Annotated in this window: 3 protein-coding genes and 1 pseudogene; all 4 read left to right on the top strand. The window is 74.3% G+C overall.

Going from position 1 to position 15,643, the window contains the following annotated elements:
* Window positions 1-1,422: acyltransferase domain-containing protein (locus IE207_RS32600; protein ID WP_190187945.1), on the top strand; the 1,422-nt coding region annotated here is incomplete at its 5' end.
* A 32-nt stretch (window positions 1,423-1,454) separates the two neighbouring features.
* Window positions 1,455-1,502, top strand: a pseudogene (locus IE207_RS34375) (polyketide synthase docking domain-containing protein); the annotation flags it as partial.
* A 57-nt stretch (window positions 1,503-1,559) separates the two neighbouring features.
* Window positions 1,560-6,527 (top strand): type I polyketide synthase, encoded by a 4,968-nt coding sequence (locus IE207_RS32595; RefSeq protein WP_444545005.1) that lies wholly within the window; start codon window positions 1,560-1,562, stop codon window positions 6,525-6,527.
* An 87-nt stretch (window positions 6,528-6,614) separates the two neighbouring features.
* Window positions 6,615-15,643 (top strand): SDR family NAD(P)-dependent oxidoreductase (locus IE207_RS32590; protein ID WP_229874287.1); only part of this gene is annotated, 9,029 nt, incomplete at its 3' end.

Here is a 15,643-nt window from a genome sequence, read left to right as displayed (position 1 = left end):
GAGGCGTGGGGTGTGAAGCCTGACGTTGTCGCCGGTCATTCGATCGGTGAGCTGGCCGCAGCCCACGTCGCGGGCGTGCTGTCCCTGGCTGATGCGGCCGAACTCGTCGTGGCGCGTGGCCGGTTGATGCAGGCGCTGCCCGCTGGTGGGGCGATGCTCGCGGTGCAGGCCACCGAGGAGGAGGTGCTGCCGCTCCTGACCGAGGGTGTCGGCATCGCGGCAGTCAACGGGCCGGACTCGGTCGTCGTGTCCGGTGCCGAGGCTGGGGTGCTGGCCGTGGGCGAGCACTTCACGGTGGCCGGTCGAAAGACCAGCCGGCTGGCCGTCTCGCACGCCTTCCACTCGGCGCTCATGGACCCGATGCTGGACGAGTTCCGTACCGTCGCTTCCCGGCTCACGTTCTCCGCGCCGCGCATCCCCGTCGTGTCCACGGTCACGGGTGAGCTGTCGCAGGACTGGCAGTCCCCGGAGTATTGGGTCGGCCAGGTCCGCGAGGCGGTCCGCTTCGCAGACGCCGTACGCACGCTGGAGGCGCAGGGCGTCACGCGCTTCCTGGAGATCGGCCCGGACGGCATCCTGACCGGCCTCGCCCAGCAGTCGGCGGAGTCGGCCGAAGCCGTCCTCGTACCCGCCCTCCGCAAGAACCGCCCCGAACCGGAAGCCCTGGCCGCGGCGCTCGCGCAGCTGCACGTGGACGGCGTACGCGTCGACTGGCAGGCCTTCTACGCCGGCACGGGCGCCCGGCGCGTCGACCTGCCGACCTACCCCTTCCAGCGCAGCCGCTACTGGGTCGACGCCGCCCACTCCACGGGCGGTGGCGCGCACGTCGCCCACGAGGTCCCGACGGCCGAGGAGTCCCGGCGCGCAGCGGCCGATCTGCACGCCAGGCTCGACGGGCTGCCGGCGGCCGATCGGGGCCGCGTTCTGCTCGGGCTGGTCCGTACGCACGTCGCGGCCGTCCTCGGCTACGACTCCTCCGCCACAGTGGAAGCCGACCTCGCCTTCCGGGACATGGGCTTCGACTCGCTGGCCGCCGTCGAACTGCGCAAGCGGCTCACCGCGGCAAGCGGTTGCGACCTGCCGGCCACCCTGATCTTCGACTATCCGACGCCGCGGGCAGCCGCCTCGTTCCTGGGCGAGCGGTTGGACGCCGACTCCGCCGGCGACGACCCGGCCGCCGCCGCGCTGGTCGAACTCGAGCGCATCGAAGCCGTACTCGCCGGCTTCCCCGCAGGCGACGGGGACACCGCTGTGATCGGCGCCCGCGCCGACGCCATCACGGCCCGCCTGGAAGCCGTCGTACGGCGCTGGCGCGACGCCCGGGGAACGGGCTGCGACCCCGCCGATGACGGCACCGACCTCGAAACGGTCACCGACGAGGAGCTGTTCGACGTGCTCGACAGCGAATTCGGCATCTCCTAGCCAGCGATCAGCTCTAGATTGGTTGAGGTTCGATGAGCAACGACGAGAAGCTCCGGGACTATCTCAAGCGCGCCACCACGGAACTCCAGCGCACGCGCCGCCAGTTGCGCGAGGCGCAGGAGCTCAACCAGGAGCCGGTGGCCATCGTCGCGATGGGATGCCGCTTCCCGGGCGGTATCGCCTCACCCGAGGACCTGTGGCAGCTGGTGGACGCCGGACGGGACGCCGTGTCGCTCTTCCCGGACGGCCGCGGCTGGGACATGGACGCCCTGTACGACCCGGAGCCGGCCACGCCCGGAAAGACGTACTGCCGCGAAGGCGGCTTCCTCCACGACGCGGGCGAGTTCGACGCCGACTTCTTCAAGATCAGCCCGCGCGAGGCCCGCGACACGGACCCGCAGCAGCGGTTGCTGCTGGAGGTTTCCTGGGAGGCCATCGAGCGCGCGGGCATCGACCCCACCTCCCTCAAGGGCAGCCGGACCGGCGTGTTCGCCGGTGTCGTCTACCACGACTACCCGGGCGGCGGCGGAACCGGCGGGCTGGCCAGCGTCGCCTCGGGGCGCGTGGCGTACTCGCTCGGCCTGGAGGGGCCCGCGGTGACCGTGGACACCGCCTGCTCGTCCTCGCTCGTCGCGCTCCACCTGGCCGTCCAGTCCGTAAGGACGGGGGAGTGCACGATGGCGCTCGCCGGCGGGGTCACCGTCATGGCCAGCCCGGACTCGTTCGTCGGTTTCAGCCAGGACCGCGGGCTGGCCCCGGACGGCCGGTGCAAGTCCTTCGCCGCGGCCGCGGACGGCACCACCTGGTCCGAAGGCGCGGGTATGGTCCTCGTCGAGCGGCTCTCCGACGCACGGCGCCACGGCCACCCCGTGCTCGCCGTCATCCGCGGCTCGGCGATGAACTCCGACGGTGCCTCCAACGGCCTGACCGCACCCAACGGCCCGTCGCAGCAGCGGGTCATCCTCCAGGCCCTCGCCTCCGGGCGGCTGACCCCCGCCGACGTGGACGCCGTGGAGGCGCACGGCACCGGAACCACCCTCGGGGACCCCATCGAGGCGCAGGCACTCATCGCCGCGTACGGGCGCGAGCGGCCAGCCGACCAGCCGCTGTGGCTCGGTTCGTTCAAGTCGAACATCGGGCACGCGCAGGCGGCCGCCGGGATCGGCGGAGTCATCAAGATGGTGCTGGCGATGCGCCACGGTGTGCTGCCGCGCACCCTGCACGTGGACGAGCCCAGCCCGAACGTCGACTGGAGCGCGGGCAGTGTACGGCTGCTGACCGAGCCGATCGCCTGGCCGGAGCGGGATCACCCCAAGCGCGCGGGCGTGTCGTCGTTCGGGCTGAGCGGCACGAACGTGCACGTGATCGTGGAGGAGGCCCCGAAGGAGGAGGCCCCGACGCTGGAAGCCGGGGCCGACGGCACCCCGACGCTGGAAGCCGGGGCCGCCGACGGCACCCCGACGCTGGAAGCCGGGGCCGCCGACGGCACCCCGGCGGAGGAGACGCGGGCGGACGGCAACCCGGCGGGGCAGACCCGTGCAGGCGCCACCCCGGCCGACGAGACCGCGGTCCCCGAGGCCGGTGACCTGCGGCCCCGTGCCCCCCGGCCCGTTCCGGTCCCCGTCCTCGTCTCGGCCCGCCGCCCCGAGGCGCTCGCCGCCCAGGCGGCCCGCCTCGCCGATCACGTGGACGCCCACGCGGACCACGCCCTCTGCGACACGGCCTGGTCCCTGGCCACCACCCGCGCCGCCCTTGAGCACCGTGCCGTGGTCGTCGCCGACAGCCGCGCCGAGCTGACCCGCGCCCTGCGCGCCCTCGCCGCCGAGCCGACGCTGCCGGCCCCCGGCACGGTCACCGGCGCCGCCCGCCCCGACGCGCTGACCGCCGTCCTCTTCACCGGCCAGGGCGCGCAGCGGCTCGGCATGGGCCGCGAACTCCACTCCGTCCAACCGGTGTTCGCCCGCGCCTTCGACGAGGCGGTGGCCGCCCTCGAGGCCCACCTCGACACCCCGCTGCGCGAGGCGATGTGGGGCGAGGACAGTGCGTCGCTCGACGCCACCGGCCTGGCGCAGCCCGCGCTGTTCGCGTGCGAGGTGGCCCTGTACCGGCTCGTCGAGTCCTGGGGCATCCGGCCCGATTTCCTCGCCGGGCACTCCGTGGGCGAGCTGGCCGCGGCGCACGTCAGTGGCATCCTCACCCTCACCGACGCCGCCCGGCTCGTCGCCGCCCGGGGCCGCCTGATGCAGGCCCTGCCGGGAGGCGGCGCGATGGCCGCGGTCGAAGCGTCCGAGGAGGAAGTGGAACCGCTGCTCACCGCCGACGTGGGCATCGCCGCCCTCAACGGCCCCCGCGCCGTGGTCGTCTCCGGTGCAGAGGAAGCGGTCACCGCGCTCGCCGAGCACTTCCGCACCCTGGGCCGCAAGACCAAGCGGCTCGCCGTCTCGCACGCCTTCCACTCGCCGCTGATGGAGCCGATGCTCGACGCGTTCCGCGCCGTCGCCGAGAGCATCAGCTACGGAACCCCGCGCATCCCGATCGTCTCCACCGTGACCGGGGAACTCCTCGGCGCCGACGAAGCCGCCCACCCCGACCACTGGGTGCGCCACGTGCGCCAGACCGTCCGCTTCGGCGACGCGGTACGGCAGTTGGCGGCCAAGGGCGTCCACACCTTCCTCGAACTCGGCCCCGACGCGGCGCTCACCCCGCTCGGCCCCGACTGCCTCGGCGACGTGGCCGGCGACGCCGGTGACGCCCGCCGGCCGGTGTTCACGGCCGCCCTGCGGCGCGGCCGGAGCGAGGAGCGTGCGCTCGCCGAAGCAGTCGCCGTCGTCCACGCCCAGGGGGTCCACGTCGACTGGACGGCCTACTTCGAGGCCGCGACGACGGCCGGGCCCGGCCTCCGGCGCGTGGACCTGCCCACGTACGCCTTCCAGCGCAAGAACTACTGGGCGCGCCCCGACCGGACCACGGCCACCGCCCCGGCCGCCGCCGACCCGGCGGAAGCCGGGTTCTGGGAGGCCGTCGAACGCGCCGACACGGCGGAACTCGCCGAGCGGCTCGGCCTCGACGCCGAAGCCGTGGCCCCCGTCCTGCCCGCCCTCACCACCTGGCGGGCCGGCCGCCGCGAAGCGTCCGCCGTGGACGCGCTGCGCTACCGCGTCAGCTGGGCCCCCGTCCCCGACCCGGCGCGGGCCGCCGCGCTCGACGGTGACTGGCTCGTCGTCCACGCCCCCGGCCAGGACCCCCTCGCCGCCGTCCTCGCCGACGCGCTGACCGGCCGCGGAGCGCGGCCCGTCCTGCACGCGACCGGCGCGGGCGGCCCCGTACTGCCCCGGGAGCTGCCCGCCGCGCCGGCCGGGGTGCTGAGCCTGCTCGCCCAGGACGACACCGATCACCCCGAGCACCCCGAGCTGTCCCGCGGCCTCGCCGACACCGTCGCCCTGCTCCAGGCACTGGCCGCACGGGAGTGCACCGCCCCCGTGTGGTGCCTGACCCGGGGCGCCGTCTCCACGGGTGAGCCCGACTCGGCCGCCCGGCCCGTGCACCCCGCCCAGAGCGCCGTCTGGGGCCTGGGCGCGGCGCTCGCGCTGGAGACCCCCGCCACATGGGGCGGCCTCATCGACTTCCCCGCCGGAGCGGACCCCGACGGCGAAGCCGCCGAACGGCTCGCCGGGAGGCTGTGCGACACCCTCGCCGGAGCCACCGGCGAGGACCAGGTCGCGCTGCGCCCCGAGGGCACGTACGCCCGCCGCATGACGCGCCCCACCCGGCCCGACCCGGCCGGGCCGTGGCATCCGCGCGGCACCGTCCTGGTCACCGGCGGCACCGGCGGGCTCGGCGCGCACGTCGCCCGGATGCTGGCCGCCGACGGCGCGGAGCACATCGTCCTCGCCGGCCGGCGCGGCCCGCACGCCCCCGGAGCCGCCGAACTCGCGCAGGAACTGCGGCAGTCGGGCGTACGCGTCTCCATCGAGGCCTGTGACATCGCCGACCGTGACGCCGTAGGCCGTCTCCTGGCGGGACTGACCGGCCTGACCGCCGTCGTCCACGCGGCCGGACTGCCCCAGCGCATCGCACCGCTCGCCGAACTCACCCTCGCGGACCTCGCCGAGGTGGCCGCCGCCAAGGTGCTCGGCGCCCGCCACCTCGACGAACTCCTCACGGACACCCCCCTCGACGCGTTCGTACTGTTCTCCTCCGGCGCCGCCGTGTGGGGCAGCGCCGGGCAGTCCGCCTACGGAAGCGCCAACGCCTACCTCGACGGCCTGGCCCACTCGCGCCGCGCCCGCGGCCTCGCCGCCACCTCCGTGGCGTGGGGCTCCTGGGACGGCGGCATGGTCGACGCCGAACTCGCCGCCGTGATGCGCCGCATCGGGGCTCCCGCGATGCGCCCGGAGCACGCCGTCGGCGCGCTCCGCCGGATCCTCGCGGGCGGCGCCTCGCACGCGGTGGTCGCCGAGTTCGACTGGGAGCGCTTCGCCCCCACCTACGCGCTGGCCCGCCCGCGGCCCCTGCTGAACGCACTGCCCGAGGCGGTCGCCGCCCTCGGCACGGACCCCGCGACGGGCGCCGGCGAAGGCACCGACCTGGCCGCCCGGCTGGCCGGACTCGCCCAGCCCGACCAGCTGCGGACGCTGCTCGACCTGGTACGCGGCCACGTGGCGGCCCTGCTCGGCTACGACGACCCCGCCGACGTGGGCGCCGACCGCGGTTTCACCGACCTCGGCTTCGACTCCGTCGCGGCCGTCGACCTGCGCAGGCGCCTGGTCGCGGCCACCGGCCGCCCACTGCCGACCAGCATGATCTACGACCACCCCAGTCCGGCGGCCCTCGCCGGCCACCTCCACTCCGAGCTCTGCCAAGGCGAGAACGCCGGTGAACTGCCGGTGCTCGCCCAGCTGGACCGTCTCGAACAGGCCGCCGCAGCGCTCGCCGCCGACGAGATCGAAGCCACCCGCATCACCGCCCGGCTGCAGAGCCTGCTGACCCGCCTGACCGCGACCCTCGATGCCACGGCCGGCGCCCAAGGCATAGAAGAACAGCTCGAATCGGCCTCCGCCGACGACATCTTCGCGTTCATCGACAACGAACTCGGCCTCACCTGACCGGCGCGACAGCGCCCGCGCCCCGGTGCACCCGACCCCGGATCGACTCGACCTCTCGGCATGAACAAGGACTCGGTGGGACCCAGAATGTCCAATGACGACGCCAAGCTTCTCGACTACCTCAAGCGGGTCACGGCGGATCTGCACCAGACCCGCCGCCGTCTCCAGGAGGTCGAGAACCAGGACCACGAACCCATCGCCATCGTGGCGATGAGCTGCCGCTACCCGGGAGGCATCAGCACCCCGGACGACCTGTGGCGGCTCGTGGCCGAGGGCCGCGACGCCATCACCACCTTCCCCACCGACCGGGGCTGGGACCTCGACGGCCTGCGCGGCGAGGAGGGGCAGGGAGCGGACACGTCCGGGTCCGGCGGCAGCTACGTCGACGAGGGCGGCTTCGTCCAGGACGTCGCCGGTTTCGACGCCGGGTTCTTCGGGATCAGCCCCAACGAGGCGCTGACCATGGACCCCCAGCAGCGGCTGCTGCTGGAGGTGTCCTGGGAGGCCATCGAGCGGGCCGGCATCGACCCCGCGTCCCTGCGCGGCAAGCCCGTCGGGGTGTTCGCGGGCTCCGGGATCCAGGACTACGAGTACCTGATCGGCGCGGCGGGCGAAGTCGCCGAGGCGTACATGACCACCGCCAACGCGGCCGCCGTCATCTCCGGCCGCATCTCCTACACGCTGGGCCTCGAAGGGCCGGCCGTCACCGTCGACACCGCGTGCTCCTCCTCGCTCGTCTCCCTGCACCTCGCCGCGCAGGCGCTGCGGCAGCGCGAATGCTCGCTGGCGCTCGCCGGCGGCGTCATGGTCATGTCCACCCCGTCGCCGTTCATCGCGTTCAGCCGCCAGCGCGGACTCGCCCCCGACGGCCGCTGCAAGGCCTTCGCCGAAGCGGCCGACGGCACCGGCTGGTCCGAGGGCGCGGGCATGCTCGTACTCGAACGGCTCTCCGACGCCCGCCGCAACGGCCACCCGGTCCTCGCCGTCGTCCGCGGCAGCGCGGTCAACCAGGACGGCGCCAGCAACGGCCTCACCGCCCCCAACGGGCGGGCACAGCAGCGCGTGATCCGCCAAGCGCTCGCCAACGCGAAGCTGCCCGCCTCCCAGGTCGACGCCGTCGAGGGACACGGCACGGGCACCACCCTCGGCGACCCCATCGAGGCACAGGCGCTGCTCGCCACGTACGGCCAGGACCGCCCCGAGGACCGGCCGCTGTGGCTGGGCTCCATCAAGTCCAACATCGGGCACGCCCAGGCAGCGGCCGGTGTCGGCAGCGTCATCAAGATGGTCATGGCCCTGCGCAACGGGGTGCTGCCGCAGACCCTGCACGTGGACGAGCCCTCCACCCACGTCGACTGGACCGCGGGGCAGGTCCGGCTGCTGGCCGAACCCCGGGCGTGGGAGCGCGTCGAGGACCAGCCGCGGCGCGCCGGTGTCTCCGCGTTCGGCGTCAGCGGGACCAACGCCCACGTCATCCTCGAAGAGGCCCCCGCCGAATCGCCGTCCGAAGCGCCGGAAGCGCCCCGGGAAGTGGCCGGCGCCCCGGCGCCCGTCACCGCAGCGCTGCCCGCCGTCCTGCCCTGGCCGCTCTCCGGCCAGGGCGCCGACGCGCTCGCCGCGCAGGCCGCACGGGTGCACGCACACGTCACCGGCCTCCCGGAACCGGACGCCGCCGCCGACCTCGGCTACTCCCTCGCCACGACCCGCGCCGCCCTGGACCACCGCGCGGTCGTCCTCGCAGCCGACCGCGAAGGCGCCCTCGCCGGCCTTGCGGCACTGGCTCGGGGACAGCAGCACCCGAACGTCGTGCCCGGCGTGGTGACCAAGGGCGCGACCGCCTTCCTGTTCACGGGACAGGGCGCGCAGCGGCTCGGGATGGGGCGTGAGCTGTACGAGGCGTTCCCGGTGTTCACGCAGGCCTTCGACGCGGTGTGTGCGGAGGTCGACCGGCACCTGGGGCGGTCGCTGAAAGACGTGGTGTGGGGCGAGGACGCGGACGCGCTGAACGCAACCGCGCTGGCGCAGCCCGCGCTGTTCGCCCTGGAGGTTTCCCTGTACCGGCTGGTGGAGGCATGGGGAGTGACCCCCGATGTCGTTGCCGGTCATTCGATCGGTGAGCTGGCCGCCGCTCATGTGGCGGGCGTGCTGTCGCTGGACGATGCGGCCGAACTCGTCGTGGCGCGTGGCCGGTTGATGCAGGCGCTGCCCGCTGGTGGGGCGATGCTCGCGGTGCAGGCCACCGAAGGCGAAGTGCTGCCGCTCCTCGCCGACGGTGTGGGCGTCGCGGCGGTCAACGGCCCGGACTCGGTCGTCGTGTCCGGTGCCGAGGCCGCCGTGCTGGCCGTCGGCGAGCACTTCGCCGCCGCCGGCCGCAAGACCAGCCGGCTCGCCGTCTCCCACGCCTTCCACTCGGCCCTCATGGACCCGATGCTGGACGAATTCCACGCCGTGGCATCGAGGTTGGCCTACTCAAAACCGGCGGTGGCGGCCGTCTCCACCGTGACCGGTGAGCGGGTCGGAACGCAGTGGCAGTCCCCGGAGTACTGGGTGGGGCAGGTCCGCGAAGCCGTCCGCTTCGCCGATGCCGTGGGCGCACTGGAACGGGAAGGAACGGCCCGTTTCCTGGAGATCGGCCCGGACGGTGTCCTCACCGGACTCGCGCAGCAGAGCGTGGACTCCGAGCAGGCCGTCCTCGTCCCGGCCCTGCGCAAGAACCGGCCCGAGCCCGAGACCCTCATCGCCGCCGTGGCCCGGCTCCACACCAGCGGCGCGCCCGTCGACTGGGAGGCGTTCTACGCCGGCACCGGCGCGCGCCGCGTCGAACTGCCCACCTACCCCTTCCAGCGCACCCGCTACTGGGTCGAGGGCACGGGCGCCCTCGGCGACCTCTCCGCCGCCGGACTGGCCGCCGCCGGGCACCCGCTGCTCGGCGCCGTCGTGTCCCTGGCCGACTCCGGCGGGGTCGTCCTCACCGGCCGCGTCTCCGTCTCGGCACAGCCCTGGCTCGCCGACCACCTCGTGGGCGACTCCGTGGTGTTCCCCGGCACCGGCTTCGTGGAACTGGCCGTCCGGGCCGGCGACCAGGTCGGCTGCGAGTCGCTCGAAGAGCTCATGCTGCAGTCGCCCCTCGTGCTGCCCGAGCGCGGCGCGGTCGCCCTCCAGGTCGAGGTCGGCGCGGCGGACGCCACCGGACGGCGCCCCGTCAGCGTCCACTCCCGCCGGGACGACCAGCCCGACCAGCCGTGGACCCTGCACGCGTCCGGCGTCCTCGCGACCGGACCGGCCACCGCCCCCACCCGCGCTGCCGCCTTCGACCTGGCCGCCTGGCCGCCACCCGGCTCCGCACCCGTCGATACCGACGGGGTGTACGAGGCGCTCGCCGCGGCCGGACTTCCCTACGGCCCGGCCTTCCGGGGCCTGACCGCCGCCTGGAGCGCCGGGACCGAGGTCTTCGCCGAGGTCGCCCTGCCCGAACGGGCCCACGCCGACGCCGCAGCGTTCGGACTGCACCCGGCCCTCCTCGACGCCTCCCTCCACGGCTCCGTCTTCACCGACCTGTTCGCCGGCGCCGAAGGGCCCGTCCTGCCGTTCGTCTGGACGGGCGTACGGCTCCATGCCTCCGGCGCCACCCGGCTGCGCGTCCGCATCACCCCGGACGGATCGGGCGCGCTCGCACTGTCCGTGGGCGACGACACCGGCCGCCCCGTCCTGTCCGTGGACTCCCTCGTCCTGCGCGAGGTCTCCGCCCGGCAGCTCGCCGCCGCCCGCACCGTCGCGCACGAGTCCCTCTTCGCCCTGGACTGGGCCGAACTCCCCGCCGGCCCCGCCGTCGGCGCCGCCCCGGCCGACTGGGACACCCTGCCCGCTGAAGCGCCCGTACCGGAGACCGTCGTCCTGCACTCCCGGCCCGCCCGCGACACGGACGGGGTACGGGCCGCCACCGGCCGGGTGCTCACCGCCCTGCAGAGCTTGCTCACCGACGAGCGGTACGCCGCCTCGCGCCTGGTCGTCGCCACCCGGGGAGCCGTCGCACTGCCCGGCGAGGACGTCACCGACCTGGCCGGAGCGGCCGTCTGGGGCCTGGTCCGCTCGGCGCAGGCGGAGAACCCGGGCCGCTTCCTCCTGGCAGACCTGGACGAGGGCGCGGAGCCGGCCCTCGCGGTGGCCGCCGGCGAACCCCACGCCGTCGTGCGCGGCACCACCGTCCACGGAGCGCGCCTGACCCGACTCACCGACGACCCCGAGCGGCGCGTGCGGCCCGACTTCGGCGACGGCACCGTCCTGGTGACCGGCGCCACCGGCGCGCTGGGCCGCCTCGTGGCCCGGCGGCTGGTCGAGATCCACGGCGTACGGAACCTCCTGCTGGTCTCCCGGCGCGGCACGGACGCCCCCGGCGCGCAGGAACTGCTCGCCGAACTGCGGGCCCTCGGCGCCGAAGCCGCCCTCGCCGCCTGCGACGCCGGGGACCGCGACGAGCTGGCCGCGCTCATCGCGGGCGTACCCCTCACCGCAGTGGTCCACCTCGCCGGCGTACTCGACGACACCCTCATCGGCTCGCTGACCCCGGAGAGCCTGGACACCGTACTGCGGGCCAAGGCGGACGCGGCCCTGCACCTGCACGAGCTGACCCGGGACCTGGGGCTGTCGGCCTTCGTGCTGTTCTCCTCCGCGACCGGGGTCCTCGGCGCCCCCGGCCAGGGCAACTACGGCGCCGCCAACGCCCTGCTCGACGGCCTCGCCACCCACCGCCGCGCCCACGGCCTGCCCGCCCAGTCCCTCGCCTGGGGCCTGTGGGCGAGCGGCATGTCCGGCGCCCTCACCGAAGCCGACCTCCAGCGCATGAGCCGCACCGGCATCGGCGCCCTCACCGCCGAGTACGGCCTGGACCTCTTCGACCGCGCCCTGACCATCGACAGCCCGCTCGTCCTGCCGATCCGGCTCGACGTACGGACCCTCGCGGGCGCCGGCGACGAGCTGCCACCGCTCTTCCGCGGCCTGGTCCGCATACGGCCGCGCCGCGGCGCGGTGACGGCCTCCGGGGACGCCGGCTCCCTGCGCGGGCGCCTTGCCGCGCTGGACCGGGACGAGCGCGTCGCCGTCCTGCTGGACCTGGTGCGTACACAGGTGGCGGTCACCCTCGGCTACCCCGGGCCCCACGCGGTGGACGAGAGCCGCGCGTTCAGCGAGCTGGGCTTCGACTCGCTCACCGCCGTCGAGTTCCGCAACGCCGTCAGCGCCGCCACCGACGTACGCCTCCCCGCCACCCTGGCCTTCGACTACCCGAACCCCCGCGCCCTCGCCCGTCACCTGCTGGACGAACTCGACGGCTCCGAAGGCCGGCCCGGGCCGACGACGGCCACTGCGGTCCGGACTCCCGGCGCGCACTCCGACGACGACCCGATCGTGATCGTCGCCATGGCCTGCCGCTATCCCGGAGGCGTGGACACACCCGAGGCGCTGTGGCGGCTCGTGGCCGACGGCGTGGACGCCGTCTCGGGCTTCCCCGACAACCGCGGCTGGGACCTCGACCGCATCTACGACCCCACCTCCGAGCGCCCGCACACCAGCTACGCCCGCGAGGGCGGATTCCTGCACCGGGCGGGCGAGTTCGACCCCGCGTTCTTCGGCATCAGCCCCAACGAGGCCGCCGTCATGGACCCGCAGCAGTTCCTGCTGCTGGAGACGGCCTGGGAGGTCTTCGAGCGGGCCGGGATCGACCCGGAGACCCTGCGCGGCAGCATGACCGGCTGCTACGCCGGGATGATGTACCACGACTACGCCGCCAACAACAGCACCGGCGCCATCGCCTCCGGGCGCGTCTCGTACGTGTTCGGTCTGGAGGGCCCCGCCGTCACCGTGGACACGGCGTGCTCGTCGTCCCTGGTGGCTCTGCACATGGCGGCCCAGGCCCTGCGGTCCGGGGAGTGCTCACTGGCGCTGGCCGGCGGTGTCGCCGTCATGGCGACCCCGGAGGTCTTCGTCGAGTTCAGCCGTCAGCGCGGACTCGCCCCCGACGGCCGCTGCAAGTCGTTCGGCGCGGACGCCAACGGCACCGGCTGGGGAGAAGGCGCCGGAATGCTCCTCCTGGAGCGGCTGTCCGACGCGCGCCGCAACGGGCACCCGGTGCTCGCCGTCGTCCGTGGCTCGGCGCTCAACCAGGACGGTGCCAGCAACGGCCTGACCGCCCCGAACGGCCCCTCGCAGCAGCGGGTGATCCGCCAGGCGCTCGCGAACGCCGGACTGACGGCGGCCGAGGTCGACGCCGTCGAGGCACACGGGACCGGCACGGTCCTCGGAGACCCGATCGAGGCGCAGGCGCTGCTGGCGACGTACGGGCAGGAGCGGCCGGAGGGACGGCCGCTGTGGCTGGGCTCGGTGAAGTCGAACATGGGTCACACGCAGGCGGCGGCGGGCGTCGCGGGGATCATCAAGATGGTCATGGCGATGCGGCACGGCGTGCTGCCTCCCACCCTGCACGCGGAAGAGCGCTCGGAGCAGATCGACTGGTCGGCGGGGGACGTGGAGCTCCTGACCGAGGCCCGGGAGTGGCAGGCCGAGGGCCGGCCGCGCCGGGCGGGCATCTCCTCCTTCGGTATCAGCGGGACGAACGCCCACGTCATCGTGGAAGAAGCCACGGACGAGCCGCGACCGACCGCTGAGGCGCCACAACTGAGTGCCACACCATGGGCGTTGTCGGCGAAGTCCGCTGCCGCCCTGGTGGGTCAGGCGGAACGCCTGCTGGCAGTGGTCGACGCCCACCGCCCCGAGGACATCGGGTACACCCTCGCGACGGCCCGCAGCACGATGGACCACCGCGCGGTGGTGACGGGCGATGGGGCGAGCCGCCTCGGTGCGCTGGCGGCCCTCGCGGCGGGGGAGGAGCACCCTGCCCTGGTTACGGGTCAGGCTCATCTCGGCGGCCGGACGGCGTTCTTGTTCACGGGGCAGGGTGCGCAGCGGCTGCGGATGGGGCGTGAGCTGTACGAGGCGTTCCCGGTGTTCGCGGAGGCTTTCGACGCGGTGTGTGGGGAGGTCGACCGGCACCTGGGGCGGTCGTTGCGTGAGGTGGTGTGGGGTGGGGATGCGGAGGCGCTGAATGCCACCGCTCTGACGCAGCCCGCGCTGTTCGCGCTCGAAGTGGCGTTGTTCCGGCTGGTGGAGGCGTGGGGTGTGAAGTCTGACGTTGTCGCCGGTCACTCCATCGGTGAGCTGGCCGCAGCTCATGTCGCGGGCGTGCTGTCCCTGGCTGATGCGGCCGAACTGGTGGTGGCGCGTGGTCGGTTGATGCAGGCGCTGCCTGCTGGTGGGGCGATGCTCGCGGTGCAGGCCACGGAGGAGGAGGTGCTGCCGCTGCTGTCCGAGGGTGTCGGGATCGCGGCAGTCAACGGGCCGCAGTCGGTAGTGGTTTCGGGTGTTGAGGCCGCAGTACTGGCGCTGGGTGAGCACTTCACGGCGGCCGGTCGCAAGACCAGCCGGCTGGCCGTCTCGCACGCCTTCCACTCGGCGCTCATGGATCCGATGCTGGACGAGTTCCGTGCTGTCGCTTCCCGACTGACGTTCTCCGCGCCGCGCATCCCCGTCGTCTCGACCGTCACGGGTGAGCTGTCGGAAGACTGGCAGTCGGCGGAGTACTGGGTCGGTCAGGTCCGCGAGGCGGTCCGCTTCGCAGACGCCGTACGCACGCTGGAGGCGCAGGGCGTCACGCGCTTCCTGGAGATCGGCCCGGACGGGATCCTGACCGGTCTCGCCCAGCAGGGCGTGGACTCCGAACAGGCCGTGCTCGTATCCGCCCTCCGCAAGAACCGCCCCGAGCCCGAGTCGCTCCTCTCGGCCGTGGGACGCCTCCACACGGTCGGCCTCCCCGTCGACTGGCGCGCGTTCTATCCCGCCGCCGATGTGCGCCGCGTGGAGCTGCCGACGTACGCCTTCCAGCGCACCCGCTACTGGGTCGGCACCGAGGAGTACCTCGCGAACTCGTGGATCGGCACCGGCGGCGGCAGCATGGCGACGGCCGGGTTGACCGATGCCGGTCACCCGCTGCTCGGGGCCGTCCTGCCGTCCCCCGACACGGACGTCGTCACGTTCACCGGCCGTCTGTCGGTGGGCACGCACGGCTGGATCGCCGACCACGACGTACTCGGGTCCATCCTGCTGCCCGGCACGGGCTTCGTCGAGCTCGCGATCCGCGCCGGGGACCAGGTCGGTTGCGGGGTTCTGGAAGAGCTCGCCCTCCAAGCCCCGCTCATCCTCCCCGAGCGCGGCGCCGTGACCGTTCAGATGGTCGTCGGGGCAGCCGACGCCTCCGGGCGGCGGTCGGTCAGCGTCTACTCGCGCGCCGAGGAGCGGCCGGACCTGCCGTGGACGCTGCACGCCGACGGTGTCCTCGCCCCGGACGCCGCAGCGCCCGACTTCTCTCTGTCTGCCTGGCCGCCGGCCGGTGCGGACGTACTGCCCCTGGACGGCGCCTACGAGGGCCTGCGCGAGCGGGGCTTCGGCTACGGGCCGGTCTTCCAGGGGCTGACGGCGGCCTGGCGGCTCGGCGACGCCCTGTTCGCCGAGGTCTCCCTGCCCGAACAGGCCCACGCGGAGGCCGCGGACTTCGGGCTGCACCCGGCCCTGCTCGACGCCGCCATGCACGCCGCCCTCGTGAACGGCACCGGCGGCGACGAAACGGTACTGCCCTTCGTGTGGCAGAACGTCACCCTCCACGCGGCGGGCGCCACCGCCGTAAGGGTGCGGATCACCCAGCCCACCCCGGAGAGCCTCTCGCTCCAGGTGGCCGATACCACCGGCGCGCCCGTCGCCACGGTGGGCGCGGTCGTCGGCCGACCCGTCTCCACCGAGCAGCTGGGCGGCGCGGACGGCGCGGATTCCCTCTTCCACATCGCCTGGAACCCGCTGCCGGGCGCGGCGCCCGCCGCAGCCACCCCCGAGCCGGTCACGCGCTGGGAGGACCTGCCCGAGGAAGGCCCGATCGACGGGACGGTCGTCTTCGAGTGCGCCGTCCCGGACGGGGACGACGTCCCGGCCGCCCTGCACGCCCTGACCAACCAGGTCCTGGGTGTGGTGCAGGAGTGGTTGGTGGGTGAGCGGTTTGAGGGTGCGTCTCTTGTTGT

The sequence above is a fragment of the Streptomyces cirratus genome, assembly GCF_014650775.1.
GTDB lineage: Bacteria > Actinomycetota > Actinomycetes > Streptomycetales > Streptomycetaceae > Streptomyces > Streptomyces cirratus.
The sequence above is the reverse complement of the archived record's forward strand: the minus strand, read 5'-3'. Positions and strand labels throughout refer to the sequence as shown.